Below are 23,681 nucleotides of genomic sequence, written 5' to 3'. Positions count from 1 at the left end.
CGGGCTCCGAACACAGAGGATGATGATAAGGTAGGTGGACTATATTGACCATCCGCACATGGATCGGTTACTGTGTATGCATAAGCGATAGGAACAGAAAGCGAGCGATGGTGGTCATGAATACGGGGAAGCCATTCAATACGATTCGAAAAAAGCTTATGCTGTTGCTGCTTGCGGCCACCATATTGCCGATTGCCACCTCCATGGTCATCTCGTACAATGCGACGACCAAATCGATTACCGAGGAAGCCATTGCCAAAAACAACCGGCTGCTGTCGCTCGGCAAAACCAACATCATGAACTACATGAACAACATCAACCAAAAGTCGCTAGCCGTCTACAATGCGATGAATGTGCCTCGTTCGTTGTATTACATTTTGGAGCACAGCATGGAGGACGAAGTGTTCCCGAACGATATTACGGACGTGATCCGCAATCGCAATCTGCTGAAGGACCACCTCTACAACATGTATCAAAGCGTAAGCGAATTTCATAAAGTCAGGCTGTACGTCGTGAAGCAGAATGCGACATACCTGCTTTGGAACGATGATATCAAGGTCGGCCAGAACACGGGAGAAGTGCCGTTAACCTCTAAAAAAGCGTATATCGAGGCATCGCATCAAAGCCATAATTACGGGCTCGTTGATCTCAAATCCGCCGCTTCCGAAGAGATGGTATTTAGTTTGCACCGCCCCATATTCCTTGCGCCGAGCGAGGTGCTGCTGGCCGAGCTGTCCATCGACGTCAGGCTGCATGTGCTGGAGGATTTGAACCGTCAGCTCTATGACAGCGGACAAGAAAGCTTCTACATCACCGATGCGAGCGGCCAAATCGTCTTATCCTCGGATAAAACCGAGATAGGTACGGCAGCTAAGCAAAGCTGGCTCGGCACGGTGCTGCAATCCGGACAGGACAGCGGCCATTTCGATTGGAAAACGGAAGCTTTCGATGGGATGGTCTTCTACGACCGGATCAAAACGCCCTATATGGACTGGTATTTAATTAAGCAAACACCCTACAAGCATCTCTACAGTGCCGCAGACCGTATTGCACGCATCAATACAGCAGTCGGCATCGCCTTTCTGGCTGTCGTCGTGCTCGCCACCTTATTCATTTCCATCCGGTTCACAAAGCCCCTTCTGCGCCTAATCGGGTACGTGAACAAGATCGAAACCGGCAATCTAAACGTGTCGATCGATATTCACAGCAATGACGAAATCGGCTTGCTCGCCAGACGCTTCCGATCCATGATGCAGACGATCAACAATCTGATTCTTACCGAATACCGGCTGGAAATCGCCAATAAGACCAATGAATTGAAAGCGCTGCAAGCGCAGGTCAACCCGCATTTCCTGTATAACGCGCTGCAGTCGATAGGCACCGTCTCGCTTCAGCACGGGGATACGAAAGCCTACTCCTTGATTACATCCCTTGGCAAAATGATGCGTTACCAGATGAACACGATGAACGCCGTCGTAGAGCTTAGCCGCGAGCTCGATTACGTGCAAGCCTATCTCGACCTGCAGAAGCAGCGGTTTGATACCGCCCTTCATATTGAGCTGAGCATCGATGAACGGACAAGAAGCATTCTGATTCCGAAAATGATTCTGCAGCCGCTGCTCGAAAACTTTTTCAAGCACGGATTTGTGCAATCGTTTGAACAGCCGTCCGAGCTGATAATCGCCAGCTTTCTGGACGAAGAACGGCAATTGCTGTCCATTGAAGTGAAAGACAATGGCTGCGGGTTGTCCGAAGAGCGGCTGCAGGAAGTGTTAAGCCAGCTGCGTAAAGTACCTAGGCTAGGAGCCGCTCGCGAGGAAAGCGAAGACGAAGGCGGCATCGGGCTGCATAACGTGCTGTCCCGGCTGCGCCTGCATTTCGACGCGACCGCTGCCATGGAGCTGAGGCATGTACAGCCGCACGGCTTTTCGGTTACGATTCATATTCCGCTGTCGAAGGAGAATGAGGCATGAAGGCATTAATTATTGACGATGAGAAGCATGTGCGGGAAGCGATTCGCCTGCTCGTGCCTTGGGCGCAATTCGGGATTGATACGCTGCTGGAAGCGCAGGACGGCATGTCCGCTACGGAGCTGATCCGCAGCGAGCGTCCCGAAATTATATTTACCGATATGATGATGCCGAACATGGATGGCAGGGAGCTGCTGCAATGGACAGCTGAGCACGCGCCGGCCAGCAAAATCATTGTCATCAGCGGCCATGATGATTTCAGCTTCGTCCGCCATGCGGTCAAATACGGCGGAGTCGATTATATTCTCAAGCCGATAGACGCTGATCAGCTTATCGGCGCGCTTACGAAAGCCGTGGATTGCTGGACGGCGGAGGAGCAGGAGCGTGCTCGAAAGCGTATGATGAGCATCGAGCTGAACCAGCTGAAGCCGATGTATCTGGAGCAGTATTTCTCAACGATCATCAATGAGCCTGGCGCCCATCCCGGCTTTGCCGATACCATCAAGCAGGATCTTGGTATTACAAAGCCGATAACAAGCGTCCGCATAGCAGTCATCAGGCTCGATCTCATCCCTCCTGCCGTGCGAGACAAATTCGCGGATAGTCTCGACCTGCTCCTATTCTCGATAACGAATATTTGCAATGAATTCTTAAAACCGCAGCAGCAAGGCTATGCGCTTCGCCACTGGAGCCATGAGCAGGAGATTCTGCTCCTCTTCTGGGGTGATGGCGATCAGGCGGCTGAGCTCATTCAAGCGATGAATCGCGCTTTCCTTCAGACGCTTAAGACCCGGTTTCACTTCGGACTTAGCGACGCTGCCGCCTTTCCGGCCGCTGGTGCCAGCGCTTATCAGCAGGCAAGGCTTGCTCTGCTGCGCCGGAATTTGCTCGTAAATGACGCATATTTACACGTGTTCAGCTCAGCTTCTGGCAGCAGCAAGAACACCCCGCTCCTCTTTAGCGAGCATGAAGAGCGCATTCGATTTGCCGTGCTAAGCGGCAGCAAGGAACAAATTCGCCGCGCTTTGAGGCCATGGTTTGATATTTTGGAGCAAGAACGCTTTCTTTCCTTGGAGCAGCTTGCCGTATGGCGTCAGCAATATGATCTTGCCAAATCGATATGGGAATCAAAGAATGAGCGCAGCAGGAACGGCAACGGCCGCACGGCGGCTAACGGGGAACATGCGTCGCTGCCTGTTGATGCCAATGGTTTCTTTGATTTCGGGCAATGGCAGCTTGCCGTATTGGCGGAAGCCTTCGAGATTGCAGCGAGGTTCGCCGAACAGGACAAGGAACGCAGCGTCATCGAGGAAATCGCCGCATATATCGAGCAGCATCCCCATGAGGAAATTACGCTGCAGGATATTTCCGAAAAATTTTATTTGAGCCGGGAATACATATCGCGCAAGTTCAAGCAGGAGACAAATGGCAATCTATCCGATTTCATCGCGGAGGTGCGCATTAAACGCGCGAAGGAGCTGCTTGCGAACGGTCAGCTGAAAATTTCGCAGGTCGCTGAGCTTGTCGGCTTCCAGGATGAGAAATATTTCAGCCGAGTGTTTAAGAAACGAACAAACTGCTCGCCTAATGATTACCGCAAGCACCATTTCGGCGGGGATGTCTGAACAGAAAAAAGCCGGGCTCTGCGCGAACGGTGTTAACCGTACGTGCAAAGCTCGGCTTCTGCCTGCTGGAGAAGAAACTACATAATTGGCGTACCCTTTTTCAGCGTCTTCATGTCACTATTGGAGTTGTTGAGCGCGGGCAGCATCTTCTCGCCGCTGACCATTGGTTCATGGCAGATCAAACAAGTAGGAACGTGATCAAACGCGAAGTTATCGCGCATCCAACTGTTGCACCCTTCCGTCTCGCATGTCCATACCTTCGTGTTTTCTTCCGGAATCTCTTCAAGCGGTTTTTTACGATTGTACATGGTCAGCCCCCTTCGCGATAAAAAAGGAAAAACTGCCTCGAACTGATGAGTTAGGGGCAGTTATCGTTTATAAACAGCAGTGTATTGTGAATATGTGCTACAAACTTGCAAGTAATCTTATTGTACCATATTTCGTCCAATAAAGGCAAATATGTGCCTATGCTTGTGCGCCTTTTTTTAAAATATAGGAAAGTATATCATTCTGCCTACCTTCTCGATATTTCTACGCGAAACGTTAGCTTATCCGCCAGAGGACGGCTTCAGCCGTTTACGCTTGCCGGATCATTGTAATAAGCGAATATCTGCTCCACAGGCTTGAAAAACAAATGCCCATCCTCCCAAGGCTGGAAATGCAGGTCCATTCTCGAATCGCTCCATGGAGTTGGCGTCCCCTTCGTGCTCAGCTTGCCGGGTATGACAGGTGCTTCTACGACAGCCGGAAACTCTTGGTAACCAAACAAAAGATTCTCATGCATCGCAATGATCTCGTATTTGGGTCCATGGAAAGCTTGCTCCTCCTGCAGCTGGTAATGGTAATAAATATAGCTTGCCGCCATTTCCGGCTTCAAATGCGCCACCCTGCCAACCCTGCGCTCGACAGTCTCCTTGCGCAGCCAATGCTCCTCGCTGGCAGGCTCGTTGAAATGAAACACATCGATCATTGGAACCCAATTCCGCACATCGCCCTGTCCTGGCCAATCCTCTAAAAATGGCGTCACCGCCGGCATCAGCGCAGACGGCTCGAGCTGTCGGTTCCTGCATTCGCAATACAAGAATAGGTTGCGCTCCCAACGAAAGCAGCCGACGGTCATAATCTCCCCTTGCTCCATTAACACCAGTACAGCTTCCTCCCGTTTCGCGGCATCAATCGCCTGCTCTTCCTTGCCTTCCTGCATGTACGCTCTTGCAATGAGTCTAATCATATGTACCTCGCTTCTCCTGTTTGAGTGGATTGCTGTAAGCGCCTACAGGTGCTTACAGGCAGCAAACTCGGGTTACTTGGGCGCTTGTTAGAACATATTTGTGCTTATCGCGGCGCTTCGACTTCATTCGGCAGAAATCTGTTCTCCCGATTATATCTTTATAGCTAGCATAAAGGATGTCCCATCCAGCGTTCAATGGCTGCCGAATAAAATATTCACGGTCATGCCTGATTTTTCAAATGTTGGTTATTCTAATGGGAGTAGTAGATATCACAATTGCATCCGAGGAGGGAACAGCATTGGAAAGCACCAAAAGCTTTGTCGATAAAATAAAGGCCAATCAGCACAAAGCCGAGCTCAATAAGCGGCGAAGCGGAAACGGAAACCCCGCAGAAAGACTCTCCAACAAGCAGCACGGCACCAATAAATAAACAAAATACAAAAAGACCTTTTGACGGAGCAGCCGCCAAAAGGTCTTTTCATCCTGCGTTTGCAATTCATTTAAACCGAATATTCATGGGGGTAATACTCAATGCGCGAATCGGCGATAATCGTAAGAATGCCCTTATCCGCATCGTATTCGACCTGCCCATCCTTGATGTAATACCACGTTTTCAAAGTCGGCTGATCCTCATACTCCTGAAAAATAAACACATTCAGCTCATGCTTATGAGCGAGTACCTCTTGGAGCATCGGACCATTCGGTACGTGAACCGTGAATCGCCAGCCCTGCCCCTGTGCTTCCTGCGTGTAAGGCACGCCGTGCTTATTCGAGTCGATAAACATCCGTCCGCCTATCGCGTGCTTCACTTGAAACGTTTGCTTCATCACGTAACACCTCCCCTGAGCTTGCGCATGCAAACTGATCTCGAAAGCCTATGGCAAATCAATCAACATGAAAAATGACGGTGCATCAGCTTTAAAAGCCAGCTCGTTTAACGTATCAGCTTGCGCCGTATCGCCTGTCTCTAGCTGCTTGTCATTCACTTGAAGCACGCCTTCGATCATATAAATGAATTGTTTGCGTCCCGGCTCAACGGTATAAGCAAGCTGTTTTCCCTGCTCTAGCTTGCTCAAATAAATCGTCATGTCTTGTCCGATCGATGCTATTTGCTCCGCTCCTTGCGCAGAGACAACAGGCAGCAGGGCATTGCGCAGCTTGTTCGGATCAAAGCTGCTCGCTTCGTAAGACGGCGCAAGTCCCCGTTCTCTCGGCATAAACCAAAGCTGCAGCAGCCGCAGCTCCGTTTCCTCCGAGGCATTAAATTCCGTATGAATGACGCCGGTTCCAGCCGACATGCGCTGCACTTCGCCAAATGAGGATACGACGGAATTACCAAGGTTATCCTCATGTCGTATAAAACCGTCCAACACGATGGACACGATCTCCATATCGCTATGGGGATGGGCACCAAAGCCTTTTCCCGGAGCCAAATAATCGTCATTGCACACGCGCATCACGCTAAAGCCGGTTCGATTCGGATCATGGTAGCCTCCGAACGAAAAGCTAGGCTGGCTGCGCAGCCAGCCTAGGTCTGCCGAATGCCGCTCAGCAGCAGGAAATACGTCGATCATCGTCTCTCCTCCAAATCACAATTTATTTACTTACTTATTTATAGCAGTTTTCAAACCACCTAGCAACTGCTAATCCCTTACAGGATTCAACAGCGGTTCAAAACGGTCGATATGGCATTCCACGATATCGCCATCACGAATAACGACGGCGCCGGGCGTCCCCGTGATAATAATATCGCCTGGGAGGAGCGTCATAACGCGCGAATGATAAGCCACGCAAAACCATGGCCGAAATTTCATGTTAAACGTCTTGTTCGAATGAACCGTCTCGCCGTTAAGCACCGTTTCCACCCGTATGGAAAGCGGATCCGGAAATTCGTCCTTTGTCAGTAGCTCCGGTCCTAAGCTAAAAAAGGTATCAAAGCTTTTGGCCCTCGTTAAATAGCGCTGATTCCGGGCATGGATATCGGATGCGGTTACGTCGATCGAGGTTGTGTAGCCGGCAATGACGTCATATACCTCAGCCTCGGTGATGTTCTTGCACGTTTTGCCGATAATGATGCCGAGCTCGGCTTCCGCCGTAATTTTGCCCGCATCCGGAGGAATTCGGATGGCGTCGAGCGGGCCAATCAAAGCCGTATCCGGCTTCATAAAGCTAACGGGCTCCTCGCTTGGATCAACAGCCGCAAGCTCCTCCGCATCCTTCACATAGTTAAGGCCAATTCCCCATATTTTGCGCGGGTAACGATAGAGCGGGCCGTACTCGGCTTCCTCGAAGGGGATGGCGTCAAGCTGCGCCAGCTTCTCTTTGCCTCCCGAGCCATACCATTCCGTTAGCAGCTCAAGCTCGCCAAGCCGGATAAGCTCGAATAGCTCCGTGCTCCAATTGGCATCTTCTGCCGCGTTAATCGTTTCGATCAGCACAAGGCCTTGCGCGCCAACGATCGCGCCAAGCTCTCTTCCGTTTATTTTCACCGTTGCTAATTTCATTTCACAGCACTCCTCCTCAGCTTATTGGTTCACGCTTGCATCCACGCGGTTCGCTACCCATTCCAGCAGCCTCAAGTCCTGTCCGCGGCCAGCAACGAAAGAAAGGCCGACCGGGCAGCCAAGCTCGCCCCTAATCGGAACCGTAATCTGCGGCAAGCCGGCTAGGCCGGCGATACAGCTCATTTCGAACGTCCGCAATCGGCGCTGCTCCACCTCAGTCCCCCCCAAATGAAGCAGCGGAGCAATGGCGGGCACCGTCGGCAACACTAGCACCCCATCATCGCCGAGCAGCTCATCCATTCGGCTTCGCGCTTCTTCCCTTAGCGTATACGATGCTGAGCTATTCTCAGCTTTCAGGGTGCTGGCCCATGCGAAACGCTCGGCAATGCCCGGTCCGAAGGCGGGATTCACCCGCTCAACCCATTCTCGATGCGCACGCCAAATCTCGATTCCTTGAATCGTACGGAACGCATTCATCCATTCCGACAGCCCGCCAGGGGCAACCTTAACATTGCTCGCCTCTTCAACCAAATCGCGGAGCGCCGGAAAATACCCAGACGCCGCTTCAAGCGTATGCTGATCCGTCAACGACCATATATCATCAGCAAACAGCATGCGTCCGAATTCCCCTTCCTTTGCTCGACTCCCGGCCAAATTGTCCAAAAGCACAAGGCCTACCTCAAGCAGCAGCTGCGGATCGCGAGCCATCCAGCCTACCGTATCAAAGCTTGGCGCAAGCGGGATCAATCCTTGCGCATGGACCGCTCCATGCGTAGGCCGAATGCCATATATGCCGCAGTACGCAGCTGGGACCCTGATCGAACCGCCCGTGTCCGTGCCAATCGCGAAATCGGCTAATTCAGCCGCTACTGCCGCTGCAGACCCGCTGGAGGAGCCGCCAGGGATGCGTCCAGGCGCTTTCCTATTAACCGGTGTGCCGTAGTGGGCATTCTCCCCGTTTATGCTGTACATAATCTCGTCCGTAATGGTCGTACCCTCAAGCTTTGCGCCGCTGCGCAGCAGCCGGTCCACTACGGCAGCGTGCTCCTTGGCAGGCTCATGCGTACGCAGCCAGTCCGGATTGCCTGCGCCAGCCGTATGTCCGGCAATATCGAACACGTCCTTAACCGCAAACGTTTTACCGCTTAGCAAGCCTTCGGCGACAGGTTCTACCACCACTCGCTCATCTGCATACACATTCCAGCTTTGCATCGAATTCGTCCCCTTCCTATCGTTCATGATGCGGCTACCAGCCAATCGCGGCACCGTCGCAGCGCGGATCAGAGCCGCCTTGCAGGAAGCCCTGCTCATCTCGTCTAATGGCATGCGCATGCCCCATAATGCCGTCGAAATCCTTTACTTTGCGAACCGTGTGGCCCGCGTTTGCCAGGGAATCAAGTACCTGTTGCGATACCCGCCCCTCAATCTTCAGCTCCTGCGTTGGCTCTCCCCACGTGCGTCCCCATACCCATCTCGGCTCATTAATCGCCTGCTGCGGGTCCATTCCGTAATCGATCATGCGCGTAATAATAGCCGTCTGCGTCTGCGGCTGTCCTTCTCCGCCTTGCGTGCCGTACAGCACTGCCGGTTTGCCGCCTAGGCAAGCCATCGCAGGCATAAGCGTATGAAAGGTCCTTTTCGCCGGTTGAAGGCTGTTCACGTGATTCGGGTCGAGCGAGAAAAACGAGCCGCGGTTTTGCAGCAATACGCCCGTACTGCCAGCAACCACGCCGGACCCAAACTCAAAGTAGAGGCTTTGGATAAACGAAACGGAGTTGCCTTCCTCATCGACAACGGCCGCATAAGCGGTATCGCTGCCAAGCACCTGCGACTCCTCCGTTGATGCTCGGTTCATCTCGATTGAGGCAGCAAGCGCAGCCGCATAGTTTTTGTCCAATAACCGCTCCAGCGGCACGTTCGTGAACGCAGGATCAGATAAATAAGTATTCCGATCACGGAAGCTGAGCTTAAGGGCCTCCACGCATAGCTGGTAATAGGCATGCGAGCCGTGCTCCATCTCGCCAAGCTTGAACTTTTCCAATATATGAAGCGCCATAATGGCCGAAAAGCCTTGCGAATTAGGCGGCATTTGATGAATCGCATACCCCCGGTAAGAGCCCTCAATCGGCGTCACCCAGCTGCCTTTATGATCCGCAAAGTCATCTGCTGCCAGCAGTCCGTCATGCTTCGCAAGAAAGTCCGTCATTTCCTTCGCGGTCTCGCCTTTATAAAAATCATCGCGACCGAATTGGGCGAGGCGCCGCAGCGTCTTGGCAAGCGCAGGCTGCTTAAAGCGTTCGCCAATCTTTACGGCCTGGCCGCCAGGCAAATAAATATCGGCTGTTTCGAGCATCCTTGCAAGCACGGCTTCATTATGTACCGTGTTGTGGTATTGATCCTTGGACATCGGAAAACCATTTTCGGCATAATCAATCGCGGGCGCCAGCACCTCTGCCCATGTCAATCTACCGTACTCGCTATGAACCGCATCCCAGCCATCCACCATACCCGGCACAGTTACAATACTGCCCACGCCGCGATTGGGAATTGCCGCAAGCCCAGCGTAGGCCTCTATATTTGCTTTATAGCCAGAACGGCCGCTTGCATTATAACCTCTTACTTTGCCCTCGCTATGATGATAGCCCAGCCAAAACGAGTCCCCCCCGAGACTTGTCATATGGGGGTACACGACGGCCAGGCATGCGCTAACCGCGACAGCCGCATCATAAGCATTCCCTCCCTGCTCCAATATGCGTGCGCCAGCCGCCGTAGCTAAATAATGAGGGCTTACTACCATTGCTTTGGTTCCAATTACGGACTGATTCACGCCTATCACTCCTGAATATGAATTTGATTGGGTTATGGCTCGCTATCTATTTGTTTAAATGATAGATAATATAACATCTTGTATAAATCTAAAATACCACCTCACCGTTTGATAGGCAACTAAAATGTAAGCATTATTTCAATATTGTATTGATTACGTATGAATTAGTGTATATATTTATACATATGGTAATTAAAACGCGATATTACAAGACACCTTGATATGAGGCATTTTCTGAATGGAGCTGATAAAGCATGCAAGCCAAACCGTTTGATGAGACGAACACGATAGAAATTGATGATATCGATCGAAGAATCATAGCTGAGTTGAATATAAATGGAAGAATATCTTACACGGACTTAGCAAAAGAGATCGGTTTATCCCGGGTCGCCGTTCAATCCCGTATCAATGCGCTAATGGATGGAGGCGTAATCGAACGCTTTACCGCCGTCATTAATCCAGAGCGGATCGGCATTCACGTATCTGCTTTTTTCAACGTAGAAGTAGAGCCCAAGCATCTGCACGCTGTTGCCGATCAACTGTCTACGGAGCCGTTCGTTACGAGCCTCTACCATATGACGGGACCAAGCAAGCTGCATATGCACGGGCTGTTTCGCAACAACCAGGAGATGGAGCATTTTCTAAAAGAAAAACTCTATACCCTGCCTGGCATTATGAGCGTAGACTGCCAAGTTTTAATTAATCGGTATAAGAGCCGTATGGGAATGAGGCTGTAAGCATGGCTGGCAAAATGATGAACAACCGCTACATGCAGCTCTCTTGGGCCATGATGAAAACGGGCATTATCGGCTATGGCGGCGGTCCATCCGTTATTCCGCTCATTCGGTACGAGGCCGTTACCCATTACAAGTGGATAGAAGACGAGGAATTCGGCGAAATTCTTGCGCTGGCTAACGCGCTCCCCGGACCGATCGCAACCAAAATCGCCGCTTATCTCGGTTATCGCGAGAAAGGAACGCTTGGCGCCATCGTATCCGTACTCGCTCATATCATTCCTTCGGGTATCGCAATGATTCTGCTGCTGACGACCGTTCAATTTCTAAGCAGCGCTGCATTTATTCAAGGCATGATCGGAGCCGTGACACCCGTTATAGCGGTCATGCTCGGGATGATGGCCTACGAATTCGGAGAGCGAGCAGTCAAAGGGCTTGGAAAATACGTGGGCTTCGGCTTTTTCGCAATAGCGTTCGCTCTTCTTCAAGGCGTTCATATCCATCCCGCTTTCGTTATTCTATTATTCCTTTGTTACGGTGCATTCCACTTGCGTACGGTGGCGGCTCTGCAGCGCAGAAAACAGCAGAAGCAGCAGCGCGGCGTACAGAAAAAGGAGGGCGTAACCCGTGGAATGGATTAATTTAATTATCGGCTTCTTTATTGCCAACGTCCTTGGCTATGGCGGGGGACCTGCATCCATCCCGCTTATGTATCGGGAGATCGTGACCAATCATGCCTGGACGACGCCTATGGAGTTTTCCAACATTCTCGCGTTAGGCAACGCGCTGCCAGGTCCGATCGCAACCAAAATAGCCGCGTTCATCGGCTATGATGTCGGCGGCTGGCTAGGGCTTATTGTTGCGTTGGCGGCAACCATTGTTCCATCAGCTGTGGCGCTGATTGTGCTGCTTAAAGTGCTCCAGAAGCACCGTCAGTCTCCTATTGTCAAAGGAATGACCCTGCTTGTGCAGCCCGTAATCGCAATCATGATGCTGCTGCTCACATGGCAAATGGCGCAAAGCTCCGTTGAGTCGATCGGCATCATTCAATCGCTCATTATCGCTGCCGTCGCTTTCTGGGCGATGCAATTCCGTAAAGTTCACCCTGCCATCGTCATCGTTATTGCATTCGCATATGGCGGCCTCGTTATTCCTCATTTGAATGTGCTGTAATTGCGGTTATTTAAGAAGAAACGCCTGACGGCGTCCTTTCAATGGACGCCATCGTTTCGCGAAACGTATAGAGAAAGCATGAGTAAATTCATATGCTTTCCTATACGTTGAAAAAAGAACGGATTCCGCCCGGCTTGCTTGCCTTGGGAATCCGTTCTTTTTTGGTTTTCACTGCTTTACTAACGACTATTATCCGAGGCGTGAAGAAAAAAAGCAGCCCAAGGAAAACACCTTAGGCTGCTGATTCAAATGCCTTTTCTTCGTTAGAACCGTCCGCGAATCTCATCTATAAACGCCTTCGATTGCGCCATCTGATGCTCCTTCGCTTCCTCCATAATAATATGGACATGCGGCTTATATTGATTCAGAAGCTTCATATAGAGCTCATAGTTCATTCCGCCGAGCCCCGCCGTTGCCGTACCAAGCTCTCCGTTCTCCAGCAGCAAACGATCCTTCGCGTGTGCGGCAATAATGCGGCTGCCCAGCAGCTTGAATGCTTCCTCTATAATCTGGTTCTGATTGTGGAAATTGGCTGCTGTCAACAGATTTCCCGGATCGATCACGACGCCGATATTGGAGGAAGGCACTTCCTCCAGCATGCGCGCTAGCTCAGGCGCCGTTCCGACCAGATGGTCATTTGCAGCCTCAAGGCCTACAAACACGCCCCATTTCTCCGCCTCCTCGGCAAGCTCCTCAAGCGTTTCTTTCATAATGGACCAATCGCGGTCGGTGTAGTCTCCGCCTTCATTCCGTCCGGTCTCCGCCGCTACCATGGGGGCACCAAAAAAGCGGGCATAGCGCAGCAGCTCCTTGAACCGGTTCACGTTTGCGCGGCGCAGCTTCTCATCGCGTTCGAATAAATGAACGTAACAGCCCAGCACCGAAATCGAAACGCCGTTCTTTTCGAACTGCTCGCCAATCGCATTCGCAAGGCCCGGGCTAATATTGCCGGGCTTGCTGAAATCGACATCGCTAATGGCTTTCCATAGCGCGAGCTGTACATGGGTAAAGCCGCTCGCAGCTACCTTGGGAGCTAACTCCTTGTAAGGCAGGCTTCCGAATAAATGGGCAAGAACACCGACTGACATTTGATCGACTCCTTTACGTTTAGACGCTGCCTTTAAGGGCAACCTCTAGCTCTGCCTTAGGCGCGTACACTTTTTTGGCCAAATACGACTGCGCGATCATAAAAATACCGCCCGTTACCCAATACAGCGAAATCGCTGCAGGTGCCGACAGGGCGAACACGCCCATCAAAATCGGAGACAAGTAGCCCATAAACGCCATTTGCTTCTGCTGAGCGGCATTCGCGTTCGGCTGCGTCGTCTGCGATACCTTGAACTGCACGAAATACACGAGAGCCGCGATAATCGGCAATACGATATCCGGCGATCCAAGCTTAAACCATAGGAAGGAGTGGTCCGCCAGCTCGGGCGTCAGCTTGATCGCTGAGTAAAGCCCCATCAAAATGGGCATCTGAATCAGCATAGGCAGACATCCGATGGCAAGCGGGTTGACCTGATGCTTCTGGTACAGCTGCATCGTTTCCTGCTGAAGCTTTTGTTTGGATTCCGAATCGGATTTGTTTTTGTACTTGTCCTGCAGCTGCTTAAGCTCCGGCTGGAGCACGGCCATCTTTGTTTTCATTTGGTTCTGAGCGCGATATTGACGCATCATGAGCGGCAGCAGCACCAACCGGATAATGAGGGTGATCCCGATAATCGCAAAGCCATAGTTGCCGTGGAACATATCAGCCAAGTATTGAAGCACCGCCGAAAGCGGATAGATGACATAGTGATTAAACAAGCCTGGCGTATCGCCGTCGATCGTGCCGCTAGCCGTGCTGCAGCCGCTCACCAAGAGCAAGCCTGCCAGCATCAAGCCGATTATAAAGAGTCGTCCATATTTTAATGAAGGGAATACATTGTTCGTTTGCATAAAAATCCTCCTCGTTTGTTTGAAAGTACTGGAACAAACGAGGACATGCAATCTGCTATATCGTCATCAGGCGACTCCTTCCGCTTCACCTTTCTGGCTAACCAATGGTGCAGCGGAACGGTGCGAATCAGCACCTGCGGCATGGAAAGATACAAGATGCTTATGACTTCGTCACGCTCCCAATGCTCATGGGCATCGGTTTGCAAATGCGAAGCGTAAGCGAAAGCCAAGGAGCATAAGAGGCTGAGGGAAATGAGATAGGGCATTATGTCATGCAATTCAAACTCGAACAATGTATTCACCTCCTTTCATCGTCGTTTCGAAAATAGATTTATTGCTGTCTGGTTATTATAACAGTAATTCTCATCCGATTACGACTATCCCAAGCACAATTATGTTACAAAGCGGTGCTTCTTGGTTATTTACAAATGAATACCATGCGCCATATAATTTCTAAGTTGCCAATGTCCGCACCGCGGCGCTTCATTCCACCATAGATTCCCAAACAACTTAGAAGAAAGAGGACAACATGAATCGAAAAAAACTAAAAATCATTTATTTATCGCTCATTGCTTTCACGGTTCTGCTGGTCGCGCTCGGCCAATTTTTCCCAACCGGAAAAACCGGCTCTTATTCCGTAAGCGCAGAAAGCGCCGCAGCGCCTGCCTCCGGGCAGAAGAAAAAGCTCATTATGGGCACATCGGCCGACTATCCGCCATACGAAAGCGTAGATGCCAAAGGCAGCGGACAAATCGTCGGCATGGATATCGACGTAGCCAAGTATATCACCAGCCAGCTCGGATATGAACTGGAAATCGCCAACATGGATTTCAATGGGTTAATCGCTGCGCTGCAAACCGGACGCGTCGACTTTGTCATGTCCGCCATGTCCGCTACGGACGAACGGAGACAAAGCGTTGATTTCTCTGAAATGTACTACGCCGCGCGCAATACGATTGTTTCCAAAAAATCAGCGCCGCTTGCAACCGAAGCCTCGCTCGCAGGCAAACGAGTCGGAACCCAGCTCGGCTCCACGCAGGATCTCTATGCGGCAACAATCGCCGGCGCCTCGTTGAAGAAGCTCAATAAAATTCCCGATCTCATTCAGGAATTGAATTCCGGCCGGATCGATGCCGCGATCGTTGAGGATGCCGTCGCCGTAGAAATGACAAATTCCAATCCCGAGCTTGCCATGAATTTCCTGCCTGCCGAGTCTGCGGACAACGGGTATGCGATTGCTTTCCCCAAACAATCGCCAATTGTCGCCGAGTTTAACGGCGTTCTCTCCGAGATGAAGGAGAACGGCAAGCTTGATGACATTACAAAGAAATGGTTTGCCGAGGAAGAAGCAAGCTCAGGCTCATTGCTTGGCCTGAACATTGATTTCAGCATTCTTAAGGACTACATTCCGTATATTCTAAAAGGGGTTTACGTCACCCTGCTCTTCACGCTTGTGTCCGCCTTGTTCGGACTTATATGGGGAACGATTCTGTCGCTCTTCAAAATCTCCGGCATCAAGCCGCTGGAGTGGTTCGCAACCGCCTACACATCCGTATTCCGCGGCACGCCGCTGCTCGTTCAGCTTACTATTATTTATTATGCGACCCCGCAGCTGTTCAACTATGACATTCCTGCATTGATGGCAGCCGGGCTAGCATTCGGGCTTAATTCCGCTGCCTATTTGTCGGAAACAATCAGGGGCGGCATTATGGCTGTCGACAAAGGCCAGCGGGAAGCTGCCGTTGCGCTTGGCATACCATATCGAAAAATGATGATCCGCATTATTTTCCCGCAAGCGCTTCGTACGATTCTTCCCGCGCTCGTGAACGAATGCGTAGCGCTCTTAAAAGAATCGTCACTCGTCTCGGTCATCGGAGTATCCGATTTAATGCGCCGCGCAGACGTGGTTCGCGCTGACACCTTCCGCTCCATCGAAGTGCTGCTGTTTGTCGCTGCCATCTATTACGTGCTTGTCCTTATCCTAACCTCGTTTGCCCGTAAGCTCGAAAGGAGGCTGCGCCGCAGTGATTAACATAACCAACTTAACGAAAGCCTTCGGTAAAAACCAAGTACTGAAGGGCATTACAACAACGGTAGAAAAAGGGGAGGTCGTGGCGCTGATCGGTCCGTCCGGATCGGGCAAATCCACGTTTCTGCGGTGTATCAACATGCTGGAAACGCCGACCTCCGGCCAAATCGATATTGAGGGAACAGCGATTACCGATCCCAAAACCGACATCGCTCGCGTTCGCCAGCGCATCGGAATGGTCTTTCAGCACTTCCACCTGTTCCCGCATATGACTGTCATCGATAATATTACGTTCGCTCCTATGGAAGTGAAAGGACTGACAGCCCAAGAAGCGCGCAGCAAAGCGAAGGAGCTGCTTGCCCGCGTTGGTCTCTCGGACAAAGCAGACAGCTATCCTTCCCGCTTATCCGGCGGGCAGAAGCAGCGCGTCGCTATCGCAAGGAGCCTCGCGATGGAGCCCGACATTATGCTATTTGATGAGCCAACCTCAGCGCTGGATCCCGAGATGGTCAAGGAAGTACTTACGGTAATCCGCAGCCTTGCCGACAGCGGCATGACGATGCTGATTGTCACGCATGAGATGAAATTCGCCAGGGAAGCCGCAGATACGATCTATTTCCTAGACGACGGCAAGCTTGTCGAGCGCACCAAGCCTGAGCAGTTTTTCACAAAACCGCAAAGCGAGCGAGCTGCGAGGTTTCTGGAGCAGGTGCTTTAATCCAAGACGCTCCTTCGTCTTGGGTAGAATGTCTGTGGCTGGCACTGCGCATACGCCCCTCCCGCGTCAGCCTTGCGTCGGGAGAATGAACACCGGAGCTGCCACAAAGCAGCGAACCTAAAGAGCTCTGCGGATATTCATGCCGCAGAGCTCTCTTTATTTATCCCTTACTCTCACAGCTCCACAAGCGCCTCCATCTCAACGCATGCCATTACGAATGCACCCACGCCATGTAGATCATTCTCGCAGGTAGGCCGCGTCACGTAGCTCTCATAGTCTCCTGCCGAGGTGCCGATGCAAATATCGGGCAGCACAAAGCCTTCCTGATTATCGCTCTGCACGACGCGCACAAGTCCCTCATATCCTCGCCTAGCCGCAGCAAGGACAGCATCATCCGCTAAACCGAGCTTATACGCTTTGGCTAGCGTATAGACAAACAAGCAAGTGCAGGAGGTTTCCAGCCAATTGTCCGGCATATGCCCCTTGTCCACGATCTGATGCCACAGGCCGGTCTCCGTATCTTGATACCGCACGAGCGCGGCTGCAAATTCGGAAAGCGCGGCTTCGAGCTCGGCACGGCCCGCTCCCCCTTCTTGCAGCTCATCCAGAAATTGAGCGAGCGCCAGTCCGTACCAGCCAAGCGACCTCCCCCAGAACTCCGGCGAGCAGCCCGTTTCCGGATCGGCCCAAGGCATCTGCCTGCTTTCATCCCAAGCATGGTATAGCAATCCCGTTTCCTCGTCGCGCATATGCAGCCGCATCAACCGCTCTTGCTGCAACGCCAATGCACGCAGCGGCTCATCACCGTAAGCATTCGCATATTTCAGCGCGAATACGCCTCCCATGTACAAGCCGTCCAGCCACATATTGTAGGCATACTTATCCTTATGCCAGAATCCCCCCTCCGAGGTTCGGTGCAGCGTGCCGAACAAACCGCGGAGCTTGTCTGCTGCAATCCGGTATTTGCGCTCCTCCGAGCGCTCATCTAGTCGGAACAGCAATAGCCCCGCTTGGATCGCGTCCAGCTCATCCCGCGCGAATTCAAAATTGCCGCAGTCGTCAACCAGCTGATCGACATACCTTTTGATATACGCATCATACCGATCGTCCCGCTCCGCCTGCCATAGCTGCTCCATTCCGCATAGGAACACGCCTTGATGATAGTGCCAGCGGCCCGCTGGCGGAAGCTCCTCCGGCGCATGGCTGCTCATTAATTGGTCGCAGGCCGCCCTCGCCCATGCGATCGGCGTCCGTGCCTCATGATTCGGCATTTCCAAAACTCCCCTCAGCTGTTTCTATGCCATGATTCTTCGCTCTTTCTCTAGCAGGCTAGCCTTTGATCGATCCCAGCATCGCTCCTTTGGCGAAATGCTTCTGCAAGAACGGATATACCAGCAGAATCGGCAGCGTCGCTACAACGATGACGGCCATCTTCACCGTCTGGTCAGGCGGCGGTACGGCCGCGTCCAGGTCGGAGCTGTAATCGAGACCGCTCGCAAGCACGACAATTTGACGCAGCAGCACTTGAATCGGCCATTTGGCGCTGTCGTCCAAATAGAGAATCGCACTCAAATAGGTGTTCCAATAGGTCACCGCATAGAATAAGGATATCGTCGCAATCGCTGGCATCGATAATGGCAGAACGATTCGGAATAGAATGCCAAAGTCATTGCAGCCGTCTATTTTGGCCGACTCCTCCAGCCCCTCCGGAATATTCTGAAAAAAGTTTTTCAGAATGATTAAATTGAACGCGCTGATCGCGGAAGGAATGATAAGGGCCGCATACGTATCGATCAGCCCCATCTCCCGTACGACAAGAAACGTTGGAATCAGCCCTCCGCTGAAGAGCATCGTAAACACGACCAGAAACATGATCGCCTTGCGCCCGTCGAGATCCCTTCGCGATAATCCGTAAGCCATGAGCGCGGTTGTAAACATGCTGAACAAGGTGCCAAACAACGTTATGCCTGTAGATACTGCCATCGCGCGGAAAATCGTATCCGTCGAAAAAATAAACGTATAGGCGTCAAAGCTCCAGATGGTGGGAACAAGAATGAATTTCTTCATCGCCATTTCGGCGCTCGTTGTGAACGATCCCGCTACGACATGCAGAAACGGCAGCACGGTAACGAGCGCGATTACGGCGAGCAGCGCGAAATTCACGATCGAAAACAACCGTCCGCCAACCGTTTTATCCTCTACCATGCGAAAGCTCCCTCCTCCGGTTGCCATAATGGGTTAGCTGGGTTTTCCTCACTTAATAAACGCCCTCCTCGCCCATCTTCTTCGCCAGCCTGTTCGCTGCCATGACCAATACGAGCCCGATAAAGGATTTGAAGAAGCCGATTGCGGTACTGTAGCTGAACTGTCCCTGCCTTAAACCGGCCGTATACACATAGGTATCAATGATTTCCGCTACGTCGCGATTCATTGAATTCAGCAGCAGATACACATGCTCGAATCCAAGCTCCAGCACATCCCCGATTTTCAATATGAGCAAAATAATAATAACGCTTCTGATCGCGGGAAGCGTAATATGCCACACCTGCCGCACCCGCCCGGCGCCGTCCATTCTCGCGGCTTCATATAAACCGGGATCCACAGAGGCAATAGCCGCCAAATATATGATCGTTCCCCAACCCGCTTCCCGCCAGATAACCTGGATAATGTAGGTCGGCCTGAACCACTCGGGGCTGAGCAGGAAATTGATTTTTTCGAACCCAAAATACGCAAGCAGCTCATTGACGATGCCGCCGTCCGATGTCAGCATAACGAAGCTGATCGACACAATGATGACCCAGGACATAAAGTGGGGCAAATAAACGAGCGTTTGGAACGTTCTTTTGAAAAAGGAGGAGCGAACCTCGTTCAGCATAAGCGCGAGCAGGATCGGCACCGGGAAATAGAACAGCAGGTTCATGCCGAACAACAGCAGCGTATTGGTCAGAATGTTAAGGAAATCCGGCTCCGTAAAGAGCCTTTCAAAATGCTTGAAACCTACCCATTCGCTTCCGCCGAAGCCTTTGAACGGCTTATAGTCCTGAAAAGCGATCGAAAGGCCCGCCATCGGGATATACTTGAATACGATAAAAAAGAATATGCCCGGCAGCAGCATGACATAGAGCCATTTGTTTTTCCATAGCCGCTTTTTGAGCTCGCTCGTTCTAGGCTGCGGTACTCTCGCCTGCCGAATAACCGTTTCTTGCATATGGCTTCTTCCTTTCTGCGGGAGGTTTGGAGGCTGCGGATCGGCGCAAGCAGCCTCCAAGTCATCACAATTGCTGCATTTGCTCGATCAATGCTTCTATTTCTTGTACGCTGCGTTGTATTCTTCGATAATTTGGGCTCCGCCGCGCTTCTTCCAGTCCTCTACCGCCTTATCAAAGCCTGCTTTGTCAATCGTGCCGTACATGTATTTGTACGTGGCATCCTTAATGATTTCTTGCAGCTCAGTCCCTTTCTCCGTATAAGCAGCCGAATCGAGCGGTGCCGTTGGATCGGCAATGGCGATCTTCTCGTTCTCCACGATGAGCTGCTCGGCATGGATTCGCGCTTCCAGCTCATGCAAGCCCTCGTACATGCCATTCGTTTCCGGCTCGCCGATAACGCTGTCCTTGAAGCCTTTCACTTCCCGCTCGGTCAGCTCTTTGTCCGCGGATGCTTTGGCTTTGCCGTCCACGACCGTGTAATGCGTGCCTTCAATGCCCCAAAACATCATATTCGCCACTTCCGGCGTCATCAGCTTATCGAAGAACGCCAATATTTGCTTGAGCTCCGCTTCGTCCTTGATCGCTGATTTAGGAAACAATGCGACGTTATTGTAGCCAGGGATAGACCATGAAGCTATTTTCCCGTCAGGACCCGCTACCATGCTGTGCGTATCGACAACCGCTGTTGGCACGTTTTTGACCAAGTCCTTCACGAGCGAATCCACGTCCTGCATCGAGCCGATATAGACGCCTGCTTTGCCGCTTGTAAACATATTCACTTGATCGGTCTTGCTTGTCGCCGCAAAATCCACGTTCATCGCTTTGGCATCACGGATCTTTTTGATAAAATCCATCGTTGCCGCATATTCCGGCGTCGTAAAGTCAGGCACAAGCTGGCCTTCCCGCTCACCCCAGTTATTCGGAGCCCCAAACCAAGCGGCAACCGTTTTGAATGCGCCATAAACGAGATCATTGCGATCGGCTAAGCCGACCGTATCCGGCTTGCCGTTTCCGTCCGGGTCGCCATTCGTGAAATTGTCCATCATGGCATACAGCTCATCTACATTAGCAGGAGCTGTCAGGCCCAGCTTATCCGCCCAGTCCTTGCGGTAAATCATGCCTTGGCGTGCAAGCGGCCTTCCGATATAAACCGAATACAGCTTCCCGTCTACCTTCGTATTATTTAAAATTTCTTCCTTTAGCTTGCTTAGGTTCGGGAACTCGGCAAGGTAAGTTCCTATCTCCCAAAACTGCCCTTCACGGATCGCTTCCTTCATCTGCACGAAGGTCGCTTGGTTTTTCAAATACGTCACCTGCGGCAGCGATCCCGTTGCAAAGGAAGCATTTAGCTTCTCCTCGTACGTATCTGCCGGAAAAAATTGATAGGTCAGCTTGGTGTTCGTCAGCTTCTCCAGCTCGTTCTTGATCGTATCCGGCGGTGTCTCTGCTGTGTTAAGCGGAAGCATGATCGTAATTTCGGTTGGCTTTGCCGGTTCTTCCGGTTTGGCTGTTTCTTCTGTCTTAGCTCCGGTGTCGTTGCTCGGCGAAGGCGATGTACTATTGTTGCCTCCGTTGCTGTCACCCGAGCATGCCGCAAGCAGCAGGCTGAACGTCAAAACCATGCCCATCAGAATCGAATACGATTTTTTCTTCATACCCCATTGACCTCCATATATCGTTTTGATTGCTCCCATTCAAGCTACCATGCCTATTTGGAGTCCCGAAATAATCATTTGAACCGATGCGCGTCTTCAAGGGCTCCAACTGAGCTAATGATTATCTCCCTCTTAAATGACACTCCCTAAGCCCAAGCCCGAAACCGCCCCCAATATGGCCATCTCAAAATCATTTCAAGAAGCTTCAGCTTCCGCTTTCAACTTCATATAGGGTAAGAAGAAACGCCTGACGGCGTCCTTTCTATAGACGCCATCGTTTCTGCGAAACGTATAGAGAAAGGATGAGCACACTCATACCCTTTCCTATACGTCAAAAAAAGGAACCTTCAGCCCCACTTTATCGTGGCGTTGAAGGTTCCTTTCGGGTTTTTATGAGGCTTGCAGACGCTAGTTATCCATTTCTGGGAACAACCCCTTCTACTTTTTGAAATAAGCTGCCGTATACTCACTCATGATCAAGCTTCCTCCGCTGCGCTTCCAGCGCTCAACCTCTTGATAAAAGCCATCTGCGCTAATTTGTCCGAGCATGTACTTATACGTCGCGTCGGAGATGATTTTAAATAGCTCCATGCTTTTTTCGTCATTGGTTTTGGATTCCAGACCGATGGTTGGGTCCTTGACGATAAATTTGTCATTATCCGCGCTAAGCCTCTCTGCCAGCTCCCACATCGATTCCTTCTCAGCCACCTTCATCAGGTTCGGATTGCTCAAATCCGCGATCATAAGCGAATATAGCGCATTCACCTCGCTCACGCGCAGCTGGGAGGTTGCTTCCGGCAGCGCCACCTGCCCGTCTTCCAATTGATAATGCTTGCCCTCTATGCCGTAACGCATTAGGTTCGCAGCATCCTTATCCATCGTACGGTCGAAGAAGCCGAGCATGGCTAGCAGCTCCTTCTCCTCGCGAATGGCTTTTTTGGAGAACAAGTACAGGCCGTTATAGTTCGGTATGGACCATATCCGGTACCCCTCCGGACCCAGTATCCGGTTCACGAGCGTGAACCGCGCCTCAGGATTAATCTGCATCGCCTCGTCGGATAGCCGTTGAATATCCGTCATGCTGCCAATATACACGCCAGCGCTGCCGCGAATGATCTGATCGCGCTGCATGTCCTTGCTCGTCACGGCAAAGTCAGCATTCAGCAGCTTCTCTTCATATAGCCTTTTCATGAAATCCATCGTATCCATATAAGCTGCCGTCTCGAATTCCGGTACAAGCCCCTGCTCGGTCACTCCCCAATTGTTCGGCGTTCCGAAATAAGAGCTCAGCGTCTTGAATGCCCCGAATACCAAGTCATTGCGATCAGCTAATCCAACCGTATCCTGCTCGCCATTGCCGTCTGGATCGTTTATCGTGAATTGCTTTATGACCTCGTAGAGCTCATCAATCGTTCCCGGCTCGCTAAGCTTCAGGCGGTCCAGCCAATCCTGCCTAATAATAATGCCTTGACGGGAAGAGGGACGCTCCGTGTACAGTCCATAGACTTTGCCGTCAATCGCCGCTTGGCCCAGAATATCGGCATCCAAATGCTTCAGGTTAGGGAACTGCTCCAAGTACGGCCCAATCTCCCAGAAAGAACCTGAGCGAATCGCGTTTTTCACGAAAATATAATCCGTATGCTTCACGAAAGTCGCCTTCTTGAGCGAATTGGTGGAGAGCGCCGTGTTCATTTTATCGGTATAAATGCCATCCGGCACCCAGTTGATATCGAGCTTCACATGGGTGAGGCCTTCGATTCCCTCCAGCATTTCCTCGCTCGGCGGATGGGGGAAATGCAGCGGCGCCATAATGGAAATGGTCGGTATCGTAGGGTCATTGCCCAGTTCATTCGAAGCATTCGACGACGTGCATGCTGCGCATAAAAGAAGAATGAGCAGCACCGCGGCAGATCGCAGGCTAACAGACAGCTTTGTTCTTCGTGTACGGATGCTCATGGCGGCCCCCTTGTGTAATCGCCCTTATATCCCCATAATCTAAGGAAATGATTATCGGCGGGACAGATGATTATTGCTCAAAATGTATGCGTTTACTAAAATAAAACTAAT

The 23,681-nt window shown here is 51.5% G+C and carries 23 protein-coding genes; 8 read left to right on the top strand and 15 right to left on the bottom strand.

Translation table 11 applies throughout. From position 1 onward, the window contains the following. Window positions 1-44: 44 nt before the first annotated feature. Window positions 45-1,973, top strand: a complete 1,929-nt coding sequence (locus tag AC0YN3_RS15015; protein ID WP_475775834.1) for a sensor histidine kinase — start codon at window positions 45-47, stop codon at window positions 1,971-1,973. Continuing rightward, the gene (locus AC0YN3_RS15010) at window positions 1,970-3,595 is read left to right on the top strand and encodes a response regulator transcription factor (protein WP_475775833.1); all 1,626 of its coding nucleotides are present in this window, start codon (window positions 1,970-1,972) and stop codon (window positions 3,593-3,595) included. The genes AC0YN3_RS15015 and AC0YN3_RS15010 overlap by 4 nt, the downstream gene beginning before the upstream one ends. 77 nt (window positions 3,596-3,672) lie before the next feature. Here AC0YN3_RS15010 and AC0YN3_RS15005 read toward each other — a convergent pair whose 3' ends face one another. Continuing rightward, the gene (locus AC0YN3_RS15005; RefSeq protein ID WP_053373644.1) at window positions 3,673-3,903 is read right to left on the bottom strand and encodes a cold-shock protein; all 231 of its coding nucleotides are present in this window, start codon (window positions 3,901-3,903) and stop codon (window positions 3,673-3,675) included. Window positions 3,904-4,163: 260 nt separating this feature from the next. Further along, on the bottom strand, window positions 4,164-4,826 hold the full coding sequence (locus AC0YN3_RS15000; protein WP_475775832.1) for a hypothetical protein: 663 nt from the start codon (window positions 4,824-4,826) through the stop codon (window positions 4,164-4,166). A 299-nt stretch (window positions 4,827-5,125) separates the two neighbouring features. Between AC0YN3_RS15000 and AC0YN3_RS14995 the strand changes: the two genes are divergently transcribed. After that, the gene (locus AC0YN3_RS14995) at window positions 5,126-5,257 is read left to right on the top strand and encodes a DUF4023 family protein (RefSeq protein ID WP_221226342.1); all 132 of its coding nucleotides are present in this window, start codon (window positions 5,126-5,128) and stop codon (window positions 5,255-5,257) included. A gap of 70 nt (window positions 5,258-5,327) precedes the next feature. Here AC0YN3_RS14995 and AC0YN3_RS14990 read toward each other — a convergent pair whose 3' ends face one another. The 5 genes from AC0YN3_RS14990 to ggt all read right to left on the bottom strand — a co-directional run bounded on the left by AC0YN3_RS14990 (window position 5,328) and on the right by ggt (window position 10,128). Continuing rightward, on the bottom strand, window positions 5,328-5,657 hold the full coding sequence (locus AC0YN3_RS14990; protein WP_475775831.1) for a hypothetical protein: 330 nt from the start codon (window positions 5,655-5,657) through the stop codon (window positions 5,328-5,330). 45 nt (window positions 5,658-5,702) lie between these two features. After that, window positions 5,703-6,401 (bottom strand): pirin family protein, encoded by a 699-nt coding sequence (locus AC0YN3_RS14985; protein WP_475775830.1) that lies wholly within the window; start codon window positions 6,399-6,401, stop codon window positions 5,703-5,705. 69 nt (window positions 6,402-6,470) lie between these two features. Beyond that, entirely contained in the window at window positions 6,471-7,331 is an 861-nt protein-coding gene (locus AC0YN3_RS14980; RefSeq protein ID WP_475775829.1) for a fumarylacetoacetate hydrolase family protein, read from the bottom strand. 21 nt (window positions 7,332-7,352) lie between these two features. Beyond that, window positions 7,353-8,543: an amidase gene (locus AC0YN3_RS14975; protein WP_475775828.1), complete on the bottom strand. Its 1,191-nt coding sequence runs from the start codon at window positions 8,541-8,543 to the stop codon at window positions 7,353-7,355. A 34-nt stretch (window positions 8,544-8,577) separates the two neighbouring features. Further along, on the bottom strand, window positions 8,578-10,128 hold the full coding sequence (ggt, locus tag AC0YN3_RS14970) for a gamma-glutamyltransferase (RefSeq protein WP_475776087.1): 1,551 nt from the start codon (window positions 10,126-10,128) through the stop codon (window positions 8,578-8,580). Window positions 10,129-10,412: 284 nt separating this feature from the next. Here ggt and AC0YN3_RS14965 point away from each other — a divergent pair, with 284 nt between their 5' ends. The 3 genes from AC0YN3_RS14965 to AC0YN3_RS14955 are packed head-to-tail and all read left to right on the top strand — an operon-like array spanning window position 10,413 to window position 12,065. Then, window positions 10,413-10,895 carry an Lrp/AsnC family transcriptional regulator gene (locus AC0YN3_RS14965; protein WP_475775827.1) on the top strand — a complete coding sequence of 161 codons (483 nt, stop codon included), beginning with the start codon at window positions 10,413-10,415 and terminating at the stop codon, window positions 10,893-10,895. Between the two features lie 2 nt (window positions 10,896-10,897). Then, window positions 10,898-11,533: a chromate transporter gene (locus AC0YN3_RS14960; RefSeq protein WP_475775826.1), complete on the top strand. Its 636-nt coding sequence runs from the start codon at window positions 10,898-10,900 to the stop codon at window positions 11,531-11,533. Continuing rightward, complete coding sequence (locus AC0YN3_RS14955) at window positions 11,520-12,065, top strand: chromate transporter (RefSeq protein WP_475775825.1); 546 nt, start codon at window positions 11,520-11,522, stop codon at window positions 12,063-12,065. Before AC0YN3_RS14960 ends, AC0YN3_RS14955 begins: the two co-directional genes overlap by 14 nt. 263 nt (window positions 12,066-12,328) lie before the next feature. On the opposite strand, the gene AC0YN3_RS14950 is transcribed toward AC0YN3_RS14955, so the two are convergent. Genes AC0YN3_RS14950 through AC0YN3_RS14940 form a run of 3 tightly spaced genes read right to left on the bottom strand, consistent with a single transcriptional unit; the run spans window position 12,329 to window position 14,296 of the window. Continuing rightward, window positions 12,329-13,153 (bottom strand): sugar phosphate isomerase/epimerase family protein, encoded by an 825-nt coding sequence (locus tag AC0YN3_RS14950; RefSeq protein ID WP_475775824.1) that lies wholly within the window; start codon window positions 13,151-13,153, stop codon window positions 12,329-12,331. A 19-nt stretch (window positions 13,154-13,172) separates the two neighbouring features. Continuing rightward, window positions 13,173-14,003, bottom strand: a complete 831-nt coding sequence (gene yidC / locus AC0YN3_RS14945; RefSeq protein ID WP_475775823.1) for a membrane protein insertase YidC — start codon at window positions 14,001-14,003, stop codon at window positions 13,173-13,175. After that, on the bottom strand, window positions 13,973-14,296 hold the full coding sequence (locus AC0YN3_RS14940) for a hypothetical protein (RefSeq protein WP_475775822.1): 324 nt from the start codon (window positions 14,294-14,296) through the stop codon (window positions 13,973-13,975). Before AC0YN3_RS14940 ends, yidC begins: the two co-directional genes overlap by 31 nt. 236 nt (window positions 14,297-14,532) lie before the next feature. On the opposite strand from AC0YN3_RS14940, the gene AC0YN3_RS14935 reads away from it, so the two are divergent. Further along, on the top strand, window positions 14,533-16,035 hold the full coding sequence (locus AC0YN3_RS14935; RefSeq protein ID WP_475775821.1) for an ABC transporter substrate-binding protein/permease: 1,503 nt from the start codon (window positions 14,533-14,535) through the stop codon (window positions 16,033-16,035). Next, window positions 16,028-16,750, top strand: a complete 723-nt coding sequence (locus AC0YN3_RS14930; protein WP_475775820.1) for an amino acid ABC transporter ATP-binding protein — start codon at window positions 16,028-16,030, stop codon at window positions 16,748-16,750. Before AC0YN3_RS14935 ends, AC0YN3_RS14930 begins: the two co-directional genes overlap by 8 nt. Window positions 16,751-16,923: 173 nt before the next feature. On the opposite strand, the gene AC0YN3_RS14925 is transcribed toward AC0YN3_RS14930, so the two are convergent. The 5 genes from AC0YN3_RS14925 to AC0YN3_RS14905 form a co-directional block, all read right to left on the bottom strand. Then, window positions 16,924-18,021 (bottom strand): glycoside hydrolase family 88/105 protein, encoded by a 1,098-nt coding sequence (locus AC0YN3_RS14925; protein ID WP_475775819.1) that lies wholly within the window; start codon window positions 18,019-18,021, stop codon window positions 16,924-16,926. 58 nt (window positions 18,022-18,079) lie between these two features. Next, window positions 18,080-18,955, bottom strand: coding sequence for a carbohydrate ABC transporter permease (locus AC0YN3_RS14920; protein ID WP_475775818.1), 876 nt, complete (start codon window positions 18,953-18,955; stop codon window positions 18,080-18,082). A gap of 52 nt (window positions 18,956-19,007) precedes the next feature. Next, window positions 19,008-19,958 carry an ABC transporter permease gene (locus AC0YN3_RS14915; protein WP_475775817.1) on the bottom strand — a complete coding sequence of 317 codons (951 nt, stop codon included), beginning with the start codon at window positions 19,956-19,958 and terminating at the stop codon, window positions 19,008-19,010. Window positions 19,959-20,054: 96 nt separating this feature from the next. Further along, on the bottom strand, window positions 20,055-21,614 hold the full coding sequence (locus AC0YN3_RS14910) for an extracellular solute-binding protein (RefSeq protein WP_475775816.1): 1,560 nt from the start codon (window positions 21,612-21,614) through the stop codon (window positions 20,055-20,057). Window positions 21,615-22,052: 438 nt separating this feature from the next. Continuing rightward, on the bottom strand, window positions 22,053-23,570 hold the full coding sequence (locus AC0YN3_RS14905; RefSeq protein WP_475775815.1) for an extracellular solute-binding protein: 1,518 nt from the start codon (window positions 23,568-23,570) through the stop codon (window positions 22,053-22,055). Window positions 23,571-23,681 lie beyond the last annotated feature (111 nt).

This window comes from Paenibacillus sp. J22R232 (assembly GCF_056269165.1).
Note: the sequence above shows the minus strand (reverse complement) of the source record. Positions and strands in the feature narration are given on the sequence as shown.